A 22,676-nucleotide genomic window follows, 5' to 3' on the forward strand; every position below is an offset into this window, starting at 1 on the left:
CCAAAATTGCCGCATCAGCGACATTGGGCTCCGGAGTTAACCACTCGACACTAAAGTCTGGTTAATTTCGGGTTTATTTTACGATTTTCTGCGCCCGACTTTTCTAGGATCCGGAGCGACGGTTTAATTGCCCGAGTTCGGACTGGTTTTTTGCACCAAGCCGAGGCACGAAAAGCCCCTGATGCCCCTCGACAGAGAGGAACCTGTCCGAATGACCGACGGTGGTTTCGCCTGAACCCAGCATCAGCCACCCGTCATTGTGCATCGCGCCGGCAATCCGGTTGAACGCACGGGTGCGCAAAGGGCTGTCAAAATAGAGCAAGACATTGCGGCACAGCACCAGATCGAACCGTTTGATGCTGGCGATCGGTTCCAAAATGTTGGCGGGTTTGAAGACGATCATGTCCCGCAAATCAGGCGAGGGCACCCAGCCTTCGCTGGTTTCGCTAAAATGGGTCAGCATCTGGGCCACACCCAGACCGCGCTGTACTTCGAATTGCGAATAGATGCCCCGCCGCGCGAGGCGGATCGCTTTCTCCGAAATATCCGTGCCAAGTATATCGATTTTCCAGCCCTTCCAAAGGCTGGGATTGTCCGCAAACAGCATCGCGAGCGAGAGGGCTTCCTGCCCGGTGGAACAGCCTGCAGACCAGATCGAGAGGCGCTTTGTGTCCGCGCGCTTTTTCGCCAGATCGGGGAGCACGCGCTGCGATAGCAGCTCGAACATGATCCGGTCGCGGTAGAAATAGGTTTCGTTGTTGAGCAAAGCTTCGACAACGTCCTGCGCAAGGTCATCCGCATTGTGTTCGGCCAGCATGCAAACAAGCTGGTCCAGATTGGAAATGCCGCGATCCCTGAACACGCCCGAAAGCGCCGTTCCGATCCGCCACCTGCGGCTTTCGGACAGCTGTTGCCCGGTCCGCGCACGAAGCAGATCGGCGATAATCCGGTAGGAAATGTCGCTTACTTCCATGGCGATGCGCCCAAGCTAGACATGACCCGGTCGGCCAGTTCGATCGGTGGCAGAAGCGCTGAGGCAAGGCCGCGTTCGGCAACGGCGCGGGGCATTCCCCAGACTGCAGAGCTTTCCTGGTCCTGCGCGAAAATTGCCCCGCCGTTTTCGACCAGCTCTGCCGCGCCAAGCGATCCGTCACGGCCCATCCCGGACAGGATCACGCCGATCGCGTGACCATCTGTTGCCGACGAAGCCGAAGCCAGCATCGGATCAACCGAAGGGGTGCATCCGCTGGGCATGGACTCGTTTGAAATGTTGCATTTGAACCCGCCCGCCGCGGCAATCACATTCAGATGGCCGTGCCCCGGCGCAATGTAGATATTGTTCCGCTCGATCCGCATGTCGTCTGCGGCAATGAACGCCTTGCGCGAGGATGCGGTTTCGATCTGGCGCGCGAACACCGTCATGAAAGATTCGGGCAAATGCTGCGTCACCAGTATTGGTAAGTGGAATTCTTTTGGCAGCGCCTGCAGCAGCGAACACAGCGCGTGGATACCGCCGGTCGATGCGCCAATCGCCAGCAATTGCGGAACCTTGTCTTGCCTGACCTTCTTCGGGCGCGTTATCTGCGCGCCTTCCAAGGCGGCAGCAACAGCATTGCTCTTGCGCCCCAATATGCGGATCTTGGCCAGAAGCGTTTCGCGGTACTCCGTATCAAACCCGCCAGAGCGGGGTTTGGGCATTGTATCCGCGGCGCCCATGGAGAGGGCCTTGAGAGTGGGTTCGGCGCCTTCTTCGGCAAGCGTCGATACAACCAGCACTTGCACATTGTTTTGCGTTGCGAGGATGTCCGGCAATGCCTTCAACCCGCCCATTCCCGGCATTTCGAGATCGAGCAGAACCACGTCTGCAGGTGTCTTTTTCAGCGCCTGCAGCGCCAATTCCGCGCTGCTTTTCTTGCCGACGATTTCGAGATCAGGCTGATCGGCGATCAGCCGGGTCAACGCCGTGCGCACTGTCAGGCTGTCATCGACAACCATCACGCGTGTGGGGCGCAATCGGCCTATAGAAGGCGGCTGTGCTGATTTGGATATCTTGGTTTCGCTGCCCATGGCCGCAGCCTTAGGCCATGCCAACCAGCTGGAGTTTGATCTGAAGCGTTTCATGATCAAACGGTTTCATCACATATTCGTCGGCACCGGCGCTGATCGCTTCGCGGATATGCGCGATATCGTTTTCAGTAGTGCAGAAGACCACTTTGGGCTTGTCGCCGCCCGGCTGTTCACGCAGTTTTGCGATGAATTCGATGCCGGTCATCACTGGCATATTCCAGTCGAGTAGGATCACGTCGGGCATGGCCTCCTGGCACTTGCCCAGCCCATCTTGCCCATTCTCGGCCTCATCGACCACAAAATCGAGCGATTCGAGGATGTGTCGCGAAACTTTCCGGATTACCCGCGAGTCATCGACGATCAAGCAGCTCTTCATATTGGACGATCCCTCTTATTCTTCTGCACTCAAGGTTCATATGCTGTCATGGTAACCAAATGATTAAGCCGCGACGGCAGGTGGTCCTTCAATCAGGCAGCGCACATCGATGACCAGTGCCGGCCCGTCTGCGGTTTCGACCATGCCATGCGCAACACGCTGCCAATTCTTGCCAAATCCGCCGGCCACAGCGGTGATTTCCGATTGCGCTTCGGCAACGTCATCGACTGCGTCGACCAACAAAGCGTACAGATGGCCGTCAATGTCGACCACCGGCGCGCGTTCGGCGGCGTCGCTTTCGCCTTGCAGGCCAAGCGCTTTGCGGCAGTCCACCACCGTCAGCGATTGGCTGCGCATTGCGCTTAATCCGGTGACGTAATCCGGCGCGCGAGGGATCGGGTATACTTTTTCCAACTCGATCACCGAGTTTACTTCGGCTGCCGGAATTGCGGCGCGCCGTCCGGCAATGTCGACCATTACGAGCAATCCGGTCATGATCCGCCTCCTGCATTGCGCACTTTGCCGAGCCCCGCACTGACGCCTCGCAGCGCGCTGACAAGCCCGCTGCGGTCATAGCGATAGATGGAATTGTCATTCGTTCCGGTGCGGTCAGGATCGTTGTGGATGGTGATTATTTCTCCGCTCAAAGCCGTCGACAACAGATCAAGATCATCGGCCATGGCAATCGTCACATCGGCATGATTATCGTGCGATTGGGCAATACGGTAGCCTGCGGCAGCGACCAGCGGAGCGAGCATTCGCGACGCCCATGGATCGTCCTGTGGCAACCTGCAGACAAGACGGTCCGCAGGCGCCACGCCCGATTGACCATAGCGCGCGAATAGCTGGTATCCGTCAATCACCGGAACCGGCTTCCCGCCGATCAAAGCGGTGCCTTCAATGTCTGTATCGCTGTTTGCCGGTGTCAGATTGTCGGTAATCGCGACTGTTTCGCCCAGTTCTGATACCGGCAGAGCGAGCTCGCAATCGCTGTCTGACAGCCGCAGAACCCTGATCTGCTCGCCGCTCATATCGTTCATGTCTCCGGCAATACGCGCAACCGGAAGAATGGTATCGTCGATAACGACTTGCCCGTCCGCGCCGGTGAAAGAGAACGCTTCGCCGGGAACCTGATCGATCCGCGCGACCAGCTCCATCCCGATCGCCCGTTCCCGGCCGTCGAATGCGGTAAACAGCATCAATGTCCGGCTGGGTTTGTCAGTGATTTCGGGTTCTGACGGGGCCGATTGCGCCGGGCGTTGGCGTGCATCGCTTACCAATCCGTGCTGCGCCCCGATCGAAGGGATGTCGAGCATCAACACCGGGCTGCCATCATCCAGCAAAGTTGTCCCTGCATAGATGCCGCTTTGCATGACCGCGGGGGCCAGCGGCTTGATAACAAGATCTTCCTGATCGTGAATCTTGTCGACCGAGATCGCGAACAGGTCATCCTTGCCCAGCTTGAGCAAAACAAGCCGCTGGTCGGAACCCGCAGCGCGCGGATTGACGCCGAGAATATTGTTCAGCGTCAGGCACGGAATGCGGCTTCCGCGAAATGTCACAAGGTCGGTGTCGCCGGCCTGAGCAAAATCCACCCACCCAGCGGCGCCATGCGCAATCTCTTCGACATAGGATTGCGGGATTGCGAAACGTTGCCCTGCTACGCTGACGGTCAGTGCGGAAATGATGCTGAGCGTTAGCGGAATTTGCAGATAGAACATCGTGCCTTCGCCCGGATTTGACGAAACTTTGATCGATCCGCCGATCTTTTCGATATTGGCACGCACAACATCCATTCCGACGCCGCGGCCCGATATTTCGCTGACCTGATCCGCGGTCGAGAATCCCGGTTCGAAAATGAGCGAAGTGATCGCATCATGCGACATCGCGTCGAGTTCGGCCTGGCTGATCAGGCTGGAAGAGACTGCCTTCTTGCCAATCGCAGCGGTATCAAGCCCGGCGCCGTCATCGGAAATGACTATCATAATTCTGTTGCCCGATTGGCGCGCGGAAATCGCCAGCATCCCGATCTCGCGCTTGCCGGCGGCGAGGCGGACTGACGGCTTTTCAATGCCGTGATCAATCGCATTGCGGATCAAATGCGTCACCGGGTCGCGAATGACTTCGATCATTTCGCGATCAAGCTCGACCTCGCCGCCGCTGAAATCGACCATGACTTGCTTGTCGAGCTGCGATGACACATCGCGGACCAAGCGCGGGATTGCGTTGAACAGATGCTCGATCCGCTGCATGCGCATCTTGGTGATCGCTTCGCGAACATCGGCAAGAATGCCCGAAAGCCGGTCAAACGGCCCGTCAATCGTCGGATCGCTGCCCGCATCGCGCAACCGCCGCGCGAGGTCGTTGCGTGCCAGCACCATGTCGGAGACACCGCTCATCACCCGGTCGAGCAATTCGACGGGGAGGCGGATGGAGCGCGGGGCTGCGGGTGCATTTTCGGTGCTTTGGCTAACCCGTTGCGCGGCCTGCATTGCAACGGTTTCGCCCACATCGATCGCATCGGCTTCGAGCGCTGCGATCAGGAATTCATCGTCACCCTCGGGCATTTCCTTGCCAGCTTCGATGGCACCCACAATCAATGTGATACGGTCGATTATGGCGAGAATGGCAGAAACAAGGCGGCTGTCGGGATGGCGGCGGTCAGAACGCACTTCTGCCAGCGCGCTTTCGGCAGCATGGCTGAGCGCTTCGAGCCGGGGGAAGTCGAAAAAGCCGCAATTGCCTTTGACGGTGTGAACGAAACGGAAAATATGGTCGAGGCGCGCACGATCAGTCGGCTGCGCCTCCCACGCGACTAGCTCGCCCTCGATTGCTTCGAGCATTTCGCGCGTTTCTGCGACGAAATCTTCCAGCAGATCATCCATCATCCCATGCCCCTAAGAAAGCTCCCGAAACCTATGGGCCATGATGGTTAATGATTTGTAACCGCGCGGCACTTGTCCGGCGGGCTGTGAAATTTAGTCTCGATCGAGAACGCGCCAGATTATGATGATCGCGACAAGCCCGCCAATGACATTGGCGGCGAGTTCTGCGCTATAGACCGCATCGGAACCCCACGAATTGCGCAGAAACCATGCCACCGGCATCATCACCAGAAACACGCGGACAAAGCTCTGCGTCAGCGCCCAGCCGGCTTTGCCAACCGAATTCAACGCGCCGTTGCTGACGATCAACAATCCGAACCCGGCATAGCCCCACGCGGCAATGGCCAGATAGCGGGCAAATTCGTCGATCACCTTGGGGTCATTGGTAAACAGGTCGGCAAAGCTATCGCTCGCGCTGACCAGCACCACCGCAATGACCAGTCCGTAGATTATCGAAAATCCGCCGGCCCAGCGCATTGCCTGACGCGCCCGATCAAATTTCTGCGCGCCCCAATTCTGGCCCACAATCGACCCGATGGCTCCTGACAGTGCCAGCAGCGGGACGATGGCGAATGACTGGACGCGCCCGGCCGCGCCAAATCCGGCAACCGCATCCTGTCCCTGTGTGGCGATCAGAGCGGTCAACACCGAAAGGCCGATCGGGTTGATCGCGTTGGAAAATCCGGCGGGCACGCCCACCGACGCCAAGGCTTTTAACGAGGGTGCAACGTGCGCTTTTTCGATTTTTGACGGGTTGAAGGGCAGGCTCGTCCCCTTGAGCAGGAACAGCGCCAGAATGATCGCCAGCGCCCAACCGGCATTGGTCGCATAGGCCGCGCCGGCGATGCCAAACCCTTCGAAGCCGAACGCGCCGGTGATCAGAATAGGGTCGAGCACCCAGTTCACTGCCGAATAGAAGATCGAAACATAAGATGTTTTGCGCGCCTCGCCCTGGCCGCGCATCACGCCATTCACGCCCATCATCAGCAGCAACAGCGGAAAGCCCAGCGCATAGGGCTGCATATAGCGCCGGATTATCGGAAGCATTTCCTCATCCGCTTGCATCAATGTGAACAGCGGATCGAGCAAAGCGTAAAGCGCCACAGCCATCACCGCGCCCAATGCCAGCGCGAACGCAATGCCGATATTGGCACGGATTGCGGCGACTTCGGTGTCTTCCGCGCCAAGCGCGCGCGAAACAACCGAATTGATCCCGACCATCACGCCGATGCCCAGACTGGTCAGCGCGATGCTGATCGGGAAGATGAAGGAAATGGCCGCCAGTTCGGCGCTGCCAAGCTGTCCGATGAAATAGGCGTCAACCAGGCCGACCGACATCATCGCGGCGACGCCAATGATCATAGGTGTGGTTTGGGTGACGAGGTGCCCGCGAATATCGCCGCGCGTTAATTTTGCTGCCCCGCTCATTGCGAGAACCCCTAGCGCCGCGAACGGAAACGGGAAAGCGATTTCCCGTTGCTTGTGCTGCGCTTCCTGCCCATGATAGCGGACGCGCCATAAGGCGCAGTGACGGGGAGCTTGGATTACATGCCGCGGATGACGGTCAATGAACAGCCGGTCGAGTTCGACATGGAACCCGACACCCCGCTGCTATGGGCGCTGCGCGATGCCGCCAATCTGACCGGCACCAAATATGGCTGCGGCGTGGGTGATTGCGGCGCATGCATGGTGATAATTGACGGGGAGGCTCTGCGCAGCTGCCTGATCACCATCGCCGAGGCGGAAGGCCGCTTTATCACCACGATCGAAGGTCTTTCGCGCGATCGTTCGCACCCGGTCCAGCAAGCATTGGTGGCAGAACAGGCGATCCAGTGCGGCTTTTGCACGCCGGGTATCGCGATGGCGGGCGCTGCGCTGATCGCCAAGAATGCCGATCCCAGCAGGGAAGACATCGAACAGGCGATTCCCAATCTGTGCCGCTGCGGGGTCTATCCGCGGCTGGTCCGCGCGATCGAGCGGGCGGGGCGGGTGACCCGCCGACGCGAAACCATCAGCGCAGCCCCCGCACCGGGTATCAGTGCGGAGGATGCGGCTGAGGAAGTTCCGGCGCTGCGTGCGCCCGATGAATAACGGATCCGTTAGAAACGTCCGCTGATCGAAAAGCGCGCATTGATCGGCGCGCCAACGGTTACCTGATGCGTTGAATGCGCATTGGGGAAATAGAGCGTGTCGGTGAGGTTCTCGACATTAACCTGCAGCCGCAGATTGTCGCTCAATTCGTAAAACGCCGCCGCATCAATCCGGATATATTCGGGCAGAGTGGCGTTGTTGCCATTGTCGATGAAGCTCTCCGATTGATAAGTGAAACCGGCACCGAAGCCGAAGCGATCGGTGATCTGGAACTTGTTCCACACTGCCAAAGTGCTGTCGGGCAATTCGCGCGGACGCAGCCCGGTGGGGCCGGCCTGATCCACTTGTTCGCCATCAAGGAAGCTGTAGCCCGCAGAGACTGACCAGAAGTCTGACAATGCACCTTGCAGCTGCACTTCAAACCCTTGGATCTTTGAATCCACGACAACCAGTTGCGACGCATCATTGTCGTCAACTTGCGGAGAACTTTGCTCGATCTGGAACACCGCAGCGGTCAGGCTGAGGCGCGGGTCGATATCCCACTTCACACCGGCTTCGAGGCTGGAGAATGTATCGGGATCGAGCGCGCTGTTGTTGCCATTGATATTGGCATATTGTTCGCCGCTGCGGGGCAGGAAGCTTTCGCTGTAGCTGCCATAGATCGAGACATTTTCTTGCGGCTTGATGATCAGGCCGAGCCGCGGCGAAATTTCCTCGTCCTTGCGGGTCCGGACTTCGTTGGCGACGACATTGTTCACGGTAATGTCAAAGCTGTCGAAACGCGCGCCGAGGACCACGTTGAGCCAGTCGGCCAGTTCGATCTCGTCCTGGATATAGGCCGAAAACACATCGATGCTGACGCGCGTATCATCGGCGATATCGACGGTGAAATCATTGGAGGTTGGCAGGCCCGAGGCATTGGTTCCGATGCCGCCGTTCAGCGCGAGCGGGCGGTTCGCAAGGAAAATCTCGTTGTCGTCTAGAGTGGCCGACCAGAACGAATTGTACCGGTCCTGATCGGATGATGTGTTGATATATTCACCGCCAACGATCAGCGTGTGCCCGATGCCGCCGGTCGCGAAATCGGCGATCAGATTGCCTGCCAGAGTCAGGTTCTGCCGCTGGGTTGTGTCAAGATATCCGTCAAGCGTAACCCGATCGGGTGTGGCTGCCTGGTTGTAACCGGACACGTAAAAGTTCTGGTAGAGCTTGTCGTAATCGCCATAGGCGGCGCTGATATTGGCTTTGACGCTGTCCGAAAGATTATGCTGCAATTTGGCGCGCAGCAGATGGGCTTCCAGCTCGGTCGTGTTGAGCTCTGGGTCGGCGAAGACGATATCCTGAAACGCTTCGACCGGGCTGCCATCCGATCCGGTCGGGATGCCGCGATCGATAAAGCGCTGGTGATCGAGATATTCATAAGACAGGTCGAGCGTTGTATCGCTGCCCAGCAGGATGCGCGCGGTTGGGTTGATGCCGATCCGCTCGCCATCATAAAAGTCGCGGTGATTATCGAGGCTCTCGTACATCGCATTGATACGGAATGCGGCATTGTCGCTGGCGGACAGGTTGAGATCAACTTGGCCGGAAAACGCCCCGAATGTATCGACGCTGGCCTGGAATCCGGTGAAGTTTTCGCCCACCACGCCTTTCTTGGTGACGCGGTTAAGGATCCCACCGGTGCCGCCGCGGCCGAACAGCAGCGCATTGGGGCCGCGCAGGATTTCAACCTGCTGCAGATTGTAGAGCGGGCGGTAATATTGAACGTCGTCGCGCACGCCGTCGATGAAGAAATCGGCGGTGGAGCGCACGCCGCGGAACACCACCGAATCGCGGTGGCCTTCGCCTTGCGAGGTATTCACGCCCGGGGTGTAATCGATGATCTGGCCGATGCTGGAAAATCCGCGATCGCGGATTTCTTCTTCGGTGGTGATCGATAGGCTTTGCGGCACATCGATGATCGGGGTCGGGGTTTTTACCGCGTTTACCTGATCGACATAAAGCACTTTGCCGCTGACGACGATATCGGCATCATTTGCCGTGTCTTCGGTCTCCTGCGCCAGAGCGGCTTGACCGGTGAATGTGCCAGTGAAAGTGAATGCCGCGCCAAGGAAAAGAGCGGCGCGCAGCGAGTAAGAAGACATATCAATCCTTAATGCAAATGATTCGCGGTAACAGCGCGCCTGCTATTGAGAATAACTTGCAGTAGCAACCTTCAATCTCGACTTGGCGTGAAATTTCTCTCGCTGTAGGAGGCGCGCAACACTTTTCAGGAGAATCACGATGAAAGCGACCATCTGGCACAATCCCAAATGCGGCACTTCGCGCAAAACGCTGGCGATTTTGGAAAATCTGTCAAAAGTCGATGTGACCGTGGTCGAATACCTCAAAACACCGCCGACGGCCGAAAAGCTGGCGCAGCTGTACAAGGATGCCGGATTGTCGCCGCAAGAGGCGCTGCGCCTGCGCGGAACCGATGCAGAAGAACGCGGGCTTCCCGATGCCGATGATGAAACCGTGCTTGCGGCAATGGCGGCTGATCCGATCCTGATCAATCGCCCGGTTGTCGAAACGGAAAAGGGCGTGCGCCTGTGCCGCCCGCAGGACACCGTGCTGGAAATTCTCTAGTCCAAAGACCCTAATCTGAAGCGGTTTCCTGCCCGCCGCGTTCGCGAGTCAGATCGCTGTCGCGCTGGAGCGACTTCCAGCCGCTGGCGGCCACCGCCAGACACAGCGCGATGATCAATCCGAAGCCAAGCCAGTCGCTGATATTATACAGCCACACCCCCAATGCAGGCGCGTAGATAAAGCTTGCCCCGGCAACCGATGCGACAATGCCCGATGCCTGCCCTTGCTCGGCTCTGCTTACGGCAAGCGATGTGCCCGCATTGGTGCCAGGACGGAACAATCCGAAGCCGAGCGAGGCAATCGCGAAACCCAAAGACAGGCTGAACAGATTTTCGGCGATGCCCAATATGACGGTGCCGAATGCGGCCACCAGAATTCCTGACAGCGTGGCAGTGCGCGGGCCAAGATCGAAGCGCGGGATAATCGCCCATTGCGCCAGCAAGGTCGCGAGCGCGCCAAAAACCAGTACAAGGCTGACCATGCTGGCCCCGACATCGGGAGTCGCGCGCAATCCCAATCGGTCGAGCACCAGGAAGCCGACAATGCCCATGATCATTGCCTGGGCGTGTCCGCCAAACAGTCCGGCCAGCACCCACGCACGCAGGCGTGGTTCAAACCAGCGTAGCTTTCCCGCTGGCGGTGTGTCGGAATAATCCTCTTCATCGTGACTGTCGCTGGGCGCACCTGCCGAACCATTGGCATAGGGCGCATCATAGGCCTGCCCGCGCGCGGGGAACTGAGGCACGTCATTGGGCAAGCGAAGGCGTAAAATCACCAGCGCAACAAGGCCGATCAGGGCAAAACCAAGAAACGGACCGGTCAGCCCGATACCGAGATAGGGGAATACCAGCAAAGGCGCCAAAACGGGGCCGAACACTGTTCCCAAACCAAAGCTTGATGCCACCAGAGACAGCGCCTTTGTCCGTTCCGCGCGCGGGGTGCGTGCAGCGACATAGGCCTGTACCGCTGGCGGTGCGGCGCTGCCAAAGCCGCCATAGAGGCTGCGCGCAGCAGCAAAGGCTATGAGCGCCCAGATGGCCGTGATCCAGCCAGACAGGCCCGCCCAAAGCGCAGCCCCGCACAGCGCCATGGAAACAATAAAGCCGACCAAGCCCAATGCCATCATGGCTTTGCGGCCGCGCCGGTCAGACCGTGCGGCCCAGATCGGGGCACATACCACCCACAGCAATGCTGACCATGAATAGGCAAGGCTGATCCACACATCGTCAACTTTCAGCGCAGTGCCGATCGACGGCATCACCGATTGCATCGCCGTATTGCCCGCCGCAGTGACCAGCATCACCGTGAAGAGCAGGGCCATCCGCTCTCGCGAAATCGGCTTGGACGGCGCGTCAGGCGAAGCTTGCGGCATTGGGGATTGATCGCTTTGGGACATTGTCAAAGCCGCTACGCCTGCTTTGCTATGCTTGCAATGGGATGGCGAATTTGGCAGGCGCACGCAGTCCAACCTTCCGATACGGAACGTTGTCATAGCACAAGGTGCATTTTTTGACTGAGATACAGAATGTTCCCGCAAGCAAACCTGCGGGTCTAGGCGGGCGGTTTCGCCGTCTGATGGGCCAGTGGGGTGTATTCTTCCGCGGATTTTTGGAGCACCCGCGAATGGTCGGATCGATCATTCCATCGTCGCGCTTCACCATTCGCAAGATGCTGGGCCCGGTAAAATGGGACGAATGCAAATTGTTCGTCGAATACGGACCGGGCGTCGGAACATTTTGTGGCCCGGTGCTGGAGCGGCTCCGCAGCGACGGGGCGTTGGTGGTGATCGACACCAATCCTTTGTTCATCGACTATCTCAACCGGACCATTACTGACAGCCGGTTTACCGCAGTGCATGGCTCTGCCGCTGATGTGGAGAAAATCGTCGCCGATCTGGGGCACGATCATGCGGATTATGTCCTATCCGGCTTGCCATTTTCCACCTTGCCCGATGGGGTGGGGCCGGCCATCGCCGCCGCCACGCACCGCATCCTGCGCCCCGGCGGTGCGTTTCTGGTCTATCAATTCAGCGCCAAGGCGCGCGATTTCATGGCGGTCCATTTCGACCGGATCGATAGCGGTTTCGAATTGTGGAACATCCTGCCCTGCCAGCTTTTCTGGGGCTGGAAAGACTAAGCCGCCCTATTGCGGCGGCTTTGCCCGCGCGGATTTACCCGAACGTATCGGTCAGCGATTCGCCCGAAGAGCCCGATAGCTGGCGGTGTACTGCGGCGAGGATCCCAGAGAAGAACATCGCCACTACCATGCCCAGCAAGCTGCTGAGGATGCCAAGGATCGCGATCCCGCCAGCGGCAGATACCACAACGCCCAGCAAGCCGAATACGAGCAGCGCGATCACCATATAGGCGACAAACAGCAGCACGTAGAAGCCGAGGAGCCGCCACTGAGCAGGCCCGGTCATCGACCATGACCGTTTCAGGACCGTGACCGGGTTGGTCACGCCTTCGATTGCGACAACCGGCATGATCATCGAAAGACGGGCGAATACCCACAGGATCGCCACAAACAGGCCTACAACCAGCACAAAGGTGACGATACCGGCAAGCGCGCCTGATATTGCGCCCAGGCCTGCAACCAGCAGACCCACAACAACACCAACAACAACTGCCGCCAAAATATAGGCGATAAAGAACAGCACGAAGACGCCGAGCAGCGTCGGCAGCGCCCTGAAACCGCGCGTAATGGCTTCACCCACCGTCAATTTCTGATCGTGATGCATCAGCGCGATCATCGCGGTATATCCGACCGTCGAAAGGATCGTCATCACCAGATAGCCAATGATGACCATCGGGGTGAACAGCTTGAGAATGGCCGTCGGGTCTTGCGGATTCATCCCTGCGCCAGACGCGGCGGCCATCAGATCGGGCGCTGCAATTGTGAAAATCGCGCTGGGCAGGAACATGAAAACACCGGCAACAATTGCCAGCAATTGGAAATTGTCGCGTACTTTGCCGACGCCATCGCTCCACGCCAGACCCAGATCGAATTGCATTTGTTGTCCCCCGCTTAGGTTTTGCTCTTGATAAGCGGAACAAGGCACGCCACGCAATAATAATGCACGGAAAACTTGCATCAGATATCGCGGTCAGGCGCGCCATTGAACAAGTGCCCTATCGCAGCGCCTTGGAAGAAATGGACGTGCGCAACCGCGCGATTTCGGCGGGTGACGCACGCGAATTGCTCTGGCTGCTTGAACATCCGCCGGTTTACACCGCGGGTACCAGCGCGGGCGAGGGAGAGCTGCTGGATCCCCGCTTCGAAGTTGTCGAGGCCGGTAGAGGCGGGCGTTACACCTATCACGGGCCGGGTCAGCGCATTGGCTATGTTCTGCTCGATCTGACCAAGCGCGGGCGCGATGTGCGCAGATTTGTCCATTGTCTGGAAGGCTGGGTGATCGACACGCTCGGCGATTTGGGCGTCAAAGCCTGGCGGGCCGAGGGGCGGATCGGAATCTGGACGCGCGATATTGACGGCAGCGAGGCCAAGATCGGCGCAATCGGCGTCCGCGTGCGGCGCTGGGTGACGATGCATGGATTCTCGGTCAATCTGGACCCGGACTTGTCGCATTTCACCGGAATTGTGCCATGCGGAATTGCCGAATATGGCGTGACCAGCCTTGCCAGATTGGGGATGGATGTCTCTGCCCAGCAATGGGATGAAGCATTGCTTGCGCGGGGCGATGCATTCCTCGATATGCTGGCTGAAACTTGTGGAGCTCGAACATGATCCGTTACGCGATTTTGCTGATAGCCGCGCCGGTCCTGGCCGGTTGCGGGGACAATTCCGCCACCACGGCAGGCCCAGCGGACGATGACCGCAGCGTCTCGGGCGATGTGCTCGAAGGGTCAATCAGCGACGAGATGTTACCGCTGGACGAATTGGAATCGAGTTCCCCTCCGGCCAATCCGGGCGAAGCGGAAGACGCCGCTGCGGACGATTCGGACGACAGCGAGTAATCCGCGTTCTAGCCGACCGCCAGAAGCCGTTCTGCCTGACCCAAGGCTTTCCGGTCGAATAATGCGCCATTGTGATCGACGGCGCTGGCCGAAGGATTGCTTTTGAAAAGGCTGACAATGCGCTGCGCTTCGGCGCGTTCGGACGGTGTCGGGGCAAATTGCTGGTTGATAATCCGTACCTGACGCGGGTGCGATGCGCACATGCCGGTAAATCCGTCCTGCTTTGCACCGCGCGCGGCCAGCAGGCCCGTGTCCACATCTTTGGGATCGGACACCTGCGTTTCAATCGCCATTAGCCCCAGCGTCTTGGCGAGCAGGATCACAGTGCCGCGCACCAGACGCATCGTGTCGCACCACGCGCCCGTCTCGGTATGGGTCCGCTGTGCACCCAATGCCCTAGCAAGCCCTTCGGCATCCCAGGCAAACCCGGCGAGGCGGGGGTGCGGATCATCTGTGTAATCGCGCAGCGTCAGCGCCGAGCCCGGGGTCGAGCCGATTTGCGGGATAATCTTGGTCGAACTGTGTTCAATACCCAGCCGCTGTTCCAACTCGTATAATTCGGATGCCAGCGTCCGGATCTGCTCCGGGCCGGTGCATTTGGGCAGAATGAGCCCGTCGGGCGCACCTTGCAGCGCGACCGCCAGATCATCATGCCAATGCGGCTGATCGAGCGATTTGATCCTGAGCCAGCGAGAGAAACCTGCCTTTTTGGTGACCCGCGTCCCGTGCATGGTCAGCCATTCGGCGGCATCCATGCGCAGTTGCGCAGCCGCCGGACCCGCCACGACATGCGACAGGTCCAGCACCAGCGCATCCGCACCGATACCGGGGGCCTTGCCCATTTTCGCGGCATTATCGCCTTCGATGAAAAGCCAGGATCGCATGCGACCGGCTATATCGCGAAAATGTTAAAGAGTGTTTCTATCCGCCCTACGCGGCGTTTCCGGCGGCTTGCTCTGCCTCTTCCATCGTCGGATAGTCGATATAGCCGGCGGGGCCGGGCAGATACCAGCTCTTGGGAACATCGACATTGGGGGCAAATTCCGCACCCTTGGCAATGCGCGCGGGCAAATCGGGATTGGAAATGAACGGGCGGCCATAGCTGATCGCATCGCAGCGGCCCGAAGCAATATCTGCCGCGCCTTCTTCGCCCGTATAATCGCTGTTGAGCACCAGCGGGCCTTTATAGATGCTGCGGATCAGCGCGTCCTGTTTGGGAACATCGGTCGATCCGAATGTGCCGTCGGGGCCGGGCTGGCGCAGCTCGACAAAGCCAAGGTTCAGATCCTGACAGACCTGCGCCGCGGCACCGAAAATAGCCGGCGGATTGCTGTCATCTGCGCCCTGCGTATCGCCATTGGGTGACAGACGCACGCTAACGCGGCCTGCACCCCACACCTCGATCAATGCCTCCAGCACTTCGCGCAGGAAACGCACCCGGTTTTCTGGCGGGCCGCCATATTCATCGGTGCGCAGATTGGTGGTTTCGCGCAGGAACTGATCGACCAGATAGCCATTCGCGCCGTGCAGCTGCACACCGTCAAATCCGGCTTTCTTGGCGTTTTCAGCCGCGTGTTTGTAATCCGCAATCACCCGCGGAATCTCGTCAATATCGAGCGCGCGGGCTTCCTGATGCGGCTGGCGTCCGGTGGGCGTATGCGCATGATCGGGCGCGGTGGTGGCGGATGCGGAAACGCCTTTCTCGCCGCCGAGGAAATCGGGGTGCACGATCCGGCCCATATGCCACAATTGCAGCACGATCTTGCCGCCTTCTTCGTGGACTGCATCGGTGATCGCTTTCCAGCCTTTGACCTGATCATCGTTCCAGATGCCCGGTGCATTGGGCCAGCCCAGACCTTCGACGCTGATCCCTGTCGCCTCGCTGATGATCAGCCCGGCGCTGGCGCGCTGACGATAATAGGTGACGTTCATTTCGTTGGGCTGGAAATCCGGCGGAGTGGCGCGACCGCGCGTCAGCGGAGCCATCAAAATGCGGTTCTTCGCTTCGATATCGCCGAGAGTGATCGGCTGGAAAAGTTCGGCGTTTTGTGGAGCGGTCATGCGCGGATTCTCACTTTTTTCTATGCTTTGGTTTTTTGCTAGCTATGGGCGCTGCATGAGCAATTCAACCGCAACAATCCCCTCTAGGAAGGAAAGCAATAATTGGCCGCGCTGGGTTTTGGTGGCGGCTTTGCTGGCGGGGAATATTGCTTTGGCAACGGGGCCGTGGTTCGTCCGGCTGGCCGATACCGGACCGGTTTCGGCGGCCTTCTGGCGGTTGTTTCTGGCCATTCCGTTCCTTGTTCTTCTGGCCAGAGGCACGGGGCAAGCGCTTTCCGGAATTCCTCGCAAGACACTGATGCTGGTGGTGCTCGGGGCGATTGCTTTCGCGCTTGATTTGTCGAGCTGGCATATCGGGATCGAGAAAACGCGGCTCGGCAATGCAACGCTGTTCGGCAATGCGGGCAGCATCGTGCTGCTGTTCTGGACTTTTATCATCACGCGTACTTTGCCCAAGGGGATGGAGTGGCTGGCGATCATTTTCGCGCTGGGCGGGGCGGCGATCCTGATGGGCCGCAGTCTGGAAATTAGCACCGCAACTTTGATCGGCGATCTGTTCTGCCTAGCGGCGGGCCTGTTCTACGCGGTCTATCTGCTGACATTGCAAGACGCGCGCAAGAATATCGGCGCGTGGAGCCTGCTGGTGTGGGTCAGCATCTTTGCATGCCCGGTGATATTGGCGCTGGCGCTGCTCAATGGTGAACTGATCTGGCCAACCAACTGGACCCCCATCGTGACGCTGGTGGTGACCAGCCAACTGATCGGGCAAGGCTTGCTGGTGTTCAGCCTGCGCCATTTCCCGCCGCTGATCATCGGGCTGGCCTTGCTGACCCAGCCAGCGGTCGCGGCGCTGATCGGCTATGCACAGTTCGGCGAGGTTTTGCTGCCGATGGACGTGTTTGGAATGGTGCTGCTTGGCGGGGCATTGGTGGTGGCAAAAAGCACCAAGGCAAAGGTCGCCAACGCGCCGGTCAACCGGCCTTAATTGGCACTGGCGTCTTCCCAGAAGCGCCGTTCAAAATCTGCGACATGCGTTTCGAACCGCTCCAGATCCGGCCCGGTAAGATGATTGCGGGCCTGCTGCGCCAGCAGCTTGCCCTCTTCGCGCAGAAGCGCCTGACGCTTGCGGTCCTTGATCGGCATGGCGGCGTTTGAAATCGTATCCAGCATCACTTCGGCCGCGATGGGTGAACTGGCCACTGCGCTGCGGATCGAACCGAAACCGCGTTTGAGATAATGTTCGAAACCGTCGGGCAGCGGGATAATGGGGCAGTCATCCGCATCGCCGCCGCACACATCCTTGCGCAGATCGCGCCGCCCGATTTCGGACGTCGCCGCGCCCAGCCAATGAAGCGCGGTGATCGCGGTGAAGGGATCATTTATGCCGGGCGACAGCGCGCGCAGGCCGATCTCGACAAGCTCGTCGATCAGGAATTGCGGGTCCTGTTCGGGAGTGCGCGATGCGCCCAGCGTGAAGTGTTCGCGCAGGCTGTCTTCGATATCCGCAGGCTTACAGCCGCTTGCCTCAAGCAAGGGGATCCCCGGATGCACGAAATCGCCCGTCCGTACTTTCAGTGAGAATGTCGCACCATTGTCGCGCGCTGTTTGCGCCAGCTCTTCGAAATCGATCATTTGCACATAGCCCGAATCCCAGGCCAAAAGCGGTTCGCCTTCGACCGGTTTGGCGGCTTCGGAAAATACGTCTTCAACCGGATAGGCCGATTGCACCGCACTGAGCAGCCGCCTTCCGATCCGCTCAAGCACGCGATTGATCCGGATGCTGGAGGGGACGTGGTGCAGAAAGAACACCAGCACACCGACGCACGCGGCCATCAGCGCATATGCGACCAGCAATGACAATTGCGGGGTGAATCCGGGTAGCGCGGTGGCGGTTGCATCGGCGGCGCTCGATGCGGATTCGTCTTCGGCGCGGACGCTTCTCAGAACGATTAGCGCATAGACAAAGCTGCCGATAAATGTGGCGAGGCTCAACTGGTTGCCGCGATCTTCCATGAAATTGGTGAGCAAGCGCGGCCCGTAATTGCCGCTGGCATAGGTCACCGCGACCAGCGTGATCGAAAACACGGTTGAGGCAACGCCGATCATGCTGCCCGCCATCACGGTTAGCATATCGGACGCGCCCTTGGGCCGCGCGGGGATCAGCCAGTCAACATCGTTCAACGCCTGCGCAAAGCCGCTACGATCAAGCGCGACCATGGCGAAGGCGAGCATCGCCGCAAGAATGGAGAAGGTCGCCGGATAGAACCAGTAATTGGCGTTCAGGCGCGCCCAGAAAAAACGGATTTCAGCTGTCATCGACGACAGTAACGCACGAGACGAAGGATGGTTGCCAATGGAAGTGCTTAAACTGGTTTCGTGTGGGGGGGATGGTTAACCGGAATTAGCCCTTAGTCCGTCATTCCCGCGAAAGCGGGAATCCAGATTGGCATGGAGCGAGTTACCCTAGATTCCCGCTTTCGCGGGAATGACGAATATTTTCTGGAAGGCGGGCGTGCCCGGGCAAGTCGGGCTCTACCTATTCCCCAAATCACCCTTGCCAACGGTCCCGCTCGCCATCTCAAGCATCTTGTCGAGGCTTTTCTTCGCTTGCAGGCGCAGGCTTTCCTCGATCTCAATCCGTGGCTCCAGATCGCGCAGGCAGGTGTAGAGTTTTTCCATCGTGTTGAGCGCCATGTAGGGGCAGATATTGCAGTTGCAGTTGCCGTCTGCGCCGGGCGCGCCGATGAAGTTTTTCTCCGGCAGCGCCTTTTCCATCTGGTGGATAATATGCGGCTCGGTCGCGACGATCAGTGTGTCGCCTTCGAATTCCTTGGCGAAATTCAAAATGCCGCTGGTTGATCCGACAAAATCGGCGTGATCGACAATGGTTGGCGGGCATTCGGGATGCGCGGCGATGGGCGCGTCGGGGTGTTCTTCTTTCAGCTTGATCAGCTCGGTTTCGCTGAACGCTTCGTGCACGATACACACGCCGGGCCAGAGCAGCATTTCGCGATTGAACTTGCGGCTGAGATAGCCGCCCAGATGGCGGTCGGGGCCGAAGATGATTTTCTGATCTTCGGGGATTTGCTGGAGGATCGTCTCCGCGCTGGAGCTGGTCACGATCACATCTGACAGCGCTTTCACTTCGGTCGAGCAATTGATGTAAGTCAGCGCGATATGATCGGGATGCGCCTCGCGGAAGGCCTTGAATTTGTCCGGCGGGCACGAATCCTCGAGGCTGCAGCCTGCATCCATATCGGGCAGCACCACGATCTTTTCGGGGCTGAGGATCTTTGCGGTATCGGCCATGAATTTCACCCCGCAAAAGGCGATCACATCGGCATCGGTTTCTGCCGCTTTCTGGCTCAACTGAAGCGAATCCCCGACATAATCGGCCAGATCCTGAATCTCCGACTTCTGGTAATAATGCGCCAGGATAATCGCGTTCTTTTCCTTCCGCAGCCGGTCGATTTCGGCCAGCAGATCATCACCGGAGGGAAGTTTGGATTCTACGCTCATGAAAAGTCCTTTTCGGGATTCGGTCCCGCCTCTTTAAACTATTGCCGCAGCCTAGCCAAAACCGGTCAGGCCGTCTGCCAAATATTGCCGGACCGGCTTACAATGCCGCGGCGTTCCAAATCAATCAGATGCGCCTTGACCGACATCCCCGCCGCGCCAGTCAGCCGCGGGTCGAGATTTTTGTACATTTGCGGGACCAGCCCCTCGATCGCGCTGGGTTCTTCGCCAAGCAGGCGCAGGATCTGGTTTTCCCTCTGCCGCCTGTGGCCGATCATCCCGCGCACCAGTTGGCGCGGCTTTTCGATCGGGGCGCCATGCGCTGCGTAATAGACCGTGTCTTCGCGTGCATAGAGCTTGTCGAGGCTTTTCATATAATCGCCCATGTCGCCATCGGGCGGGATCACCACGCTGGTTGACCAGCCCATAACGTGATCGCCGGTGAACAATGCGCCGCTTTCTTCGAGCGCGAAACACAAATGGTTCGACGTGTGGCCGGGCGTGTGAACCGCGGTCAGCGTCCATCCGCGCCCGGTCATCTGTTCGCCGTCTTCCAGCACCCGATCGGGTTCGTAAGTGTCGTCAAACGCTTCGTCTGAACGCGGCCCGCCTTCCACATCAAGCACCAGCGGCGCGCAGCCCACCACCGGCGCGCCGGTCAGTTCGGCAAGAGGTTTGGCCGCGGGAGAATGGTCACGATGGGTGTGCGTGCACATGATCGCGGTAAGCTTGGCCTCGCCAATCGCGGCGATCAGCGAGTCAAGATGAGCAGGCTCGTTGGGGCCCGGGTCAATCACCGCGACTTCGTTTTCCGCGCCGACAATATAGGTCTGGGTTCCGGTGTAGGTATAGGGCGATGGGTTGGGCGCGAGCACGCGGCGTACCAGCGGTTCGGGCTGCTCGACCAATCCGGTCGGCCATGGTTTGGGTGGCATTGCCATGGTTGGGGATATGGGGATGCACAGGCGCGCTGTCCACAATAACGTCACCCCTGAAGGGCCGTGCGTCGCCCCACCTTTGCCGGATGATGCGAAGCGATCGCTGCTTCCGCTGGGGTGACGAATATGTATGGTGACAGCATGACCAAAAAGATTCTCGTACTCGATGAAGGAACCACCTCGACCCGCGCGATGCTGTTTGGTCCTGATGGATCGCCGCTGGGCAGCGCGCAACATGAACTGACGCAGCACTATCCCGCGCCGGGCAGAGTCGAACATGATGCGACCGAAATCTGGCACCGCACTTTGGCCTGCGCACGCGAAATGGTCGAGAAAGCCGGCGGCGCAGACAAGATTGCCTGTATCGGCATTACCAACCAGCGCGAGACGGTTGTGGCGTGGGACCGCAACAGCGGCGAACCGCTGTCCAAGGCGCTGGTATGGCAGGACCGCCGGACCGCGGATTTCTGCGAGAGATTGAAATCTGCCGGGCATGAAGCAGAAGTGCAGAAGCAAACCGGCTTGCTGCTCGATCCCTATTTTTCGGGCACCAAGATGCGCTGGCTGGTGGAAAACGAACCAGCGGTCAAAGCGGCATCGGATGTGGGCACTCTGGCACTTGGAACAATCGAAAGCTGGCTTGTCTATAAGCTGACCGGCGGCGCGCATATCAGCGATGCTAGCAATGCCAGCCGGACCTTGCTGTTGCCATTGGGCGGTGCGCAATTCGATGATGGGCTGTGCGAATTGTTCGGTGTTCCCAAATCGGCGCTGGGCGAAGTGACCGACAATGCGGGCGATTTCGGCGTGACCTTGCGCGAATTGTTCGGCGCGCCGATCCCGATTACCGGACTGGTGGGGGACCAGCAATCGGCGACAATCGGGCAGGGGTGCCTCACGCCGGGTGAAACCAAAGCGACCTATGGCACCGGCGCATTCGTGCTTGCCAATAAGGGGCATGACATTCCCTCATCGGAGCACCGGCTGCTCGGCACGGTACTTTATCAGGGAAGCGGCAAGCGCACCTATGCGCTGGAGGGATCGGTATTCGTTGCGGGCAGTCTGGTCCAATGGCTGCGCGATTCACTGGGGCTGCTCGGTACAGCGGCGGAGACCGAGACGCTTGCCCGGTCGATTGACGATAGCGGCGGCGTTGTGATTGTTCCGGCCATGTCGGGGCTGGGCGCGCCGCATTGGCAGCCGGAAGCGCGCGGGGTGATTGCGGGGCTCAGCTTTGCCACCGGCCGGGCGCAGATTGCCCGCGCTGCTTTGGAAGCCATGGCGCATCAGACCTATGATCTGGCTGAAGCCTTTGCCGCCGATGGCGCCAAATGGACTTCGCTCAAAATCGATGGCGGGATGAGCGCCAATGACTGGATGGCGCAAGACATCTCCAACTTGCTCGACTTGCCGGTAGAGCGCCCCGATTTTGTCGAGACGACTGCCCTGGGTGCGGCGATGCTCGCCGCGAAAGGTGCCGGATTGGCCGCATCGCTAGACGAAGCGAGCCAAACAATGCGCGGCGCCGTCGGGTCGTTTGAACCTTCTATGAGTGGAGATGTGCGGCAGGCCAGATTGGCCGGTTGGCGAAAAGCGCTGACGGCGGCCTAGCTGCGATACATCGCCTGACCCAGCCGTTCCTGCAATCGCAGGATTGCGGCGGGGCGCATTTCAAACCGTTCGCGCCAAGCCGCATCGAGCCGCGTAATCCGCGCGTGCAAATTCTCGCTTTCGACGATCAATTCGCAGGTGGTATATTCGAGCAGCGCAAGATTTTCGCGCTCCGCCGGGCGATCTGGCGGCAACTTACTGTGCCGCCGCAATTGGAATTCGGAAAGCTCGCCCGCAAAATAAGCGCGGTGATTGAGCAGCCATGCAAGCACATGCATCACGCGGGTGGTTGTGCGAAGCCCCTCGATAGACAGCGCCAGTCTCAGGTCATCGGCATCTTGCCCTGTCTCGCGAATGGGGTGCAGGTCAAACACCTGGCGCACTTCATCGGCCAGCAGCAAAGCTTCGCTGTAGAGCGCCTCGACGATGGGCTCATTAATGTCGGTCGGATTCCCCATGCGCGATTTTGGTAGAAGCTGCGCGGCAAACAAACCAGCGGCGTAACCAAACTATCCCGAGGGATTTG

The 22,676-nt window shown here is 59.1% G+C and carries 22 protein-coding genes; 7 read left to right on the forward strand and 15 right to left on the reverse strand.

Going from position 1 to position 22,676, the window contains the following annotated elements:
• Positions 1-103: 103 nt before the first annotated feature.
• From GRI41_RS00865 to GRI41_RS00890, 6 genes are all read right to left on the reverse strand, one after another.
• On the reverse strand, positions 104-973 hold the full coding sequence (locus GRI41_RS00865) for a CheR family methyltransferase (RefSeq protein WP_160602771.1): 870 nt from the start codon (positions 971-973) through the stop codon (positions 104-106).
• A complete protein-coding gene (cheB, locus tag GRI41_RS00870; RefSeq protein ID WP_235901014.1) occupies positions 964-2,067 on the reverse strand; it encodes a chemotaxis-specific protein-glutamate methyltransferase CheB in 1,104 nt (367 codons plus the stop codon). The genes GRI41_RS00865 and cheB overlap by 10 nt, the downstream gene beginning before the upstream one ends.
• A 10-nt stretch (positions 2,068-2,077) precedes the next feature.
• Complete coding sequence (locus GRI41_RS00875; protein WP_160602772.1) at positions 2,078-2,443, reverse strand: response regulator; 366 nt, start codon at positions 2,441-2,443, stop codon at positions 2,078-2,080.
• Positions 2,444-2,506: 63 nt separating this feature from the next.
• Positions 2,507-2,938, reverse strand: a complete 432-nt coding sequence (locus tag GRI41_RS00880) for a chemotaxis protein CheW (protein ID WP_160602773.1) — start codon at positions 2,936-2,938, stop codon at positions 2,507-2,509.
• Complete coding sequence (locus tag GRI41_RS00885; RefSeq protein ID WP_235901015.1) at positions 2,935-5,331, reverse strand: chemotaxis protein CheA; 2,397 nt, start codon at positions 5,329-5,331, stop codon at positions 2,935-2,937. The genes GRI41_RS00880 and GRI41_RS00885 overlap by 4 nt, the downstream gene beginning before the upstream one ends.
• A gap of 90 nt (positions 5,332-5,421) precedes the next feature.
• The gene (locus tag GRI41_RS00890; RefSeq protein ID WP_160602774.1) at positions 5,422-6,756 is read right to left on the reverse strand and encodes an MATE family efflux transporter; all 1,335 of its coding nucleotides are present in this window, start codon (positions 6,754-6,756) and stop codon (positions 5,422-5,424) included.
• A gap of 120 nt (positions 6,757-6,876) precedes the next feature.
• Between GRI41_RS00890 and GRI41_RS00895 the strand changes: the two genes are divergently transcribed.
• Positions 6,877-7,419, forward strand: coding sequence for a (2Fe-2S)-binding protein (locus GRI41_RS00895; RefSeq protein ID WP_160604560.1), 543 nt, complete (start codon positions 6,877-6,879; stop codon positions 7,417-7,419).
• A gap of 8 nt (positions 7,420-7,427) precedes the next feature.
• Here GRI41_RS00895 and GRI41_RS00900 read toward each other — a convergent pair whose 3' ends face one another.
• Complete coding sequence (locus tag GRI41_RS00900) at positions 7,428-9,563, reverse strand: TonB-dependent receptor (RefSeq protein ID WP_160602775.1); 2,136 nt, start codon at positions 9,561-9,563, stop codon at positions 7,428-7,430.
• Between the two features lie 139 nt (positions 9,564-9,702).
• Here GRI41_RS00900 and arsC point away from each other — a divergent pair, with 139 nt between their 5' ends.
• Entirely contained in the window at positions 9,703-10,047 is a 345-nt protein-coding gene (gene arsC, locus GRI41_RS00905; protein WP_160602776.1) for an arsenate reductase (glutaredoxin), read from the forward strand.
• A 10-nt stretch (positions 10,048-10,057) separates the two neighbouring features.
• Here arsC and GRI41_RS00910 read toward each other — a convergent pair whose 3' ends face one another.
• Positions 10,058-11,443 carry an MFS transporter gene (locus GRI41_RS00910; protein ID WP_160602777.1) on the reverse strand — a complete coding sequence of 462 codons (1,386 nt, stop codon included), beginning with the start codon at positions 11,441-11,443 and terminating at the stop codon, positions 10,058-10,060.
• A gap of 179 nt (positions 11,444-11,622) precedes the next feature.
• On the opposite strand from GRI41_RS00910, the gene GRI41_RS00915 reads away from it, so the two are divergent.
• Positions 11,623-12,183, forward strand: a complete 561-nt coding sequence (locus GRI41_RS00915) for a class I SAM-dependent methyltransferase (RefSeq protein ID WP_160604561.1) — start codon at positions 11,623-11,625, stop codon at positions 12,181-12,183.
• Between the two features lie 34 nt (positions 12,184-12,217).
• Here GRI41_RS00915 and GRI41_RS00920 read toward each other — a convergent pair whose 3' ends face one another.
• A complete protein-coding gene (locus GRI41_RS00920; protein WP_160602778.1) occupies positions 12,218-13,060 on the reverse strand; it encodes a hypothetical protein in 843 nt (280 codons plus the stop codon).
• A 62-nt stretch (positions 13,061-13,122) separates the two neighbouring features.
• Between GRI41_RS00920 and lipB the strand changes: the two genes are divergently transcribed.
• On the forward strand, positions 13,123-13,794 hold the full coding sequence (gene lipB / locus GRI41_RS00925; RefSeq protein ID WP_160602779.1) for a lipoyl(octanoyl) transferase LipB: 672 nt from the start codon (positions 13,123-13,125) through the stop codon (positions 13,792-13,794).
• Positions 13,791-14,024 (forward strand): hypothetical protein, encoded by a 234-nt coding sequence (locus GRI41_RS00930; protein ID WP_160602780.1) that lies wholly within the window; start codon positions 13,791-13,793, stop codon positions 14,022-14,024. The genes lipB and GRI41_RS00930 overlap by 4 nt, the downstream gene beginning before the upstream one ends.
• An 8-nt stretch (positions 14,025-14,032) precedes the next feature.
• Here GRI41_RS00930 and GRI41_RS00935 read toward each other — a convergent pair whose 3' ends face one another.
• Positions 14,033-14,908, reverse strand: coding sequence for an HpcH/HpaI aldolase/citrate lyase family protein (locus GRI41_RS00935; RefSeq protein ID WP_160602781.1), 876 nt, complete (start codon positions 14,906-14,908; stop codon positions 14,033-14,035).
• Between the two features lie 46 nt (positions 14,909-14,954).
• Positions 14,955-16,085, reverse strand: coding sequence for an alkene reductase (locus tag GRI41_RS00940; RefSeq protein ID WP_160602782.1), 1,131 nt, complete (start codon positions 16,083-16,085; stop codon positions 14,955-14,957).
• Between the two features lie 55 nt (positions 16,086-16,140).
• Between GRI41_RS00940 and GRI41_RS00945 the strand changes: the two genes are divergently transcribed.
• Positions 16,141-17,070, forward strand: a complete 930-nt coding sequence (locus GRI41_RS00945; protein ID WP_160602783.1) for a DMT family transporter — start codon at positions 16,141-16,143, stop codon at positions 17,068-17,070.
• Here GRI41_RS00945 and GRI41_RS00950 read toward each other — a convergent pair.
• The 3 genes from GRI41_RS00950 to GRI41_RS00960 form a co-directional block, all read right to left on the reverse strand.
• Complete coding sequence (locus GRI41_RS00950) at positions 17,067-18,401, reverse strand: DUF2254 domain-containing protein (RefSeq protein ID WP_160602784.1); 1,335 nt, start codon at positions 18,399-18,401, stop codon at positions 17,067-17,069. The two genes, GRI41_RS00945 and GRI41_RS00950, sit on opposite strands and share 4 nt — an antisense overlap.
• 216 nt (positions 18,402-18,617) lie before the next feature.
• Positions 18,618-19,604, reverse strand: coding sequence for a quinolinate synthase NadA (gene nadA, locus GRI41_RS00955; RefSeq protein ID WP_160602785.1), 987 nt, complete (start codon positions 19,602-19,604; stop codon positions 18,618-18,620).
• Positions 19,605-19,669: 65 nt separating this feature from the next.
• The gene (locus tag GRI41_RS00960) at positions 19,670-20,536 is read right to left on the reverse strand and encodes an MBL fold metallo-hydrolase (RefSeq protein WP_407985538.1); all 867 of its coding nucleotides are present in this window, start codon (positions 20,534-20,536) and stop codon (positions 19,670-19,672) included.
• A 144-nt stretch (positions 20,537-20,680) separates the two neighbouring features.
• On the opposite strand from GRI41_RS00960, the gene glpK reads away from it, so the two are divergent.
• Complete coding sequence (glpK, locus tag GRI41_RS00965; protein ID WP_160602787.1) at positions 20,681-22,150, forward strand: glycerol kinase GlpK; 1,470 nt, start codon at positions 20,681-20,683, stop codon at positions 22,148-22,150.
• Here glpK and GRI41_RS00970 read toward each other — a convergent pair.
• A complete protein-coding gene (locus GRI41_RS00970; RefSeq protein ID WP_160602788.1) occupies positions 22,147-22,608 on the reverse strand; it encodes a DUF1465 family protein in 462 nt (153 codons plus the stop codon). The genes glpK and GRI41_RS00970 overlap by 4 nt on opposite strands.
• Between the last annotated feature and the right edge of the window lie 68 nt (positions 22,609-22,676).

Origin of the sequence: Pontixanthobacter aquaemixtae (genome assembly GCF_009827395.1) — a bacterium.
Lineage (GTDB): Bacteria > Pseudomonadota > Alphaproteobacteria > Sphingomonadales > Sphingomonadaceae > Pontixanthobacter > Pontixanthobacter aquaemixtae.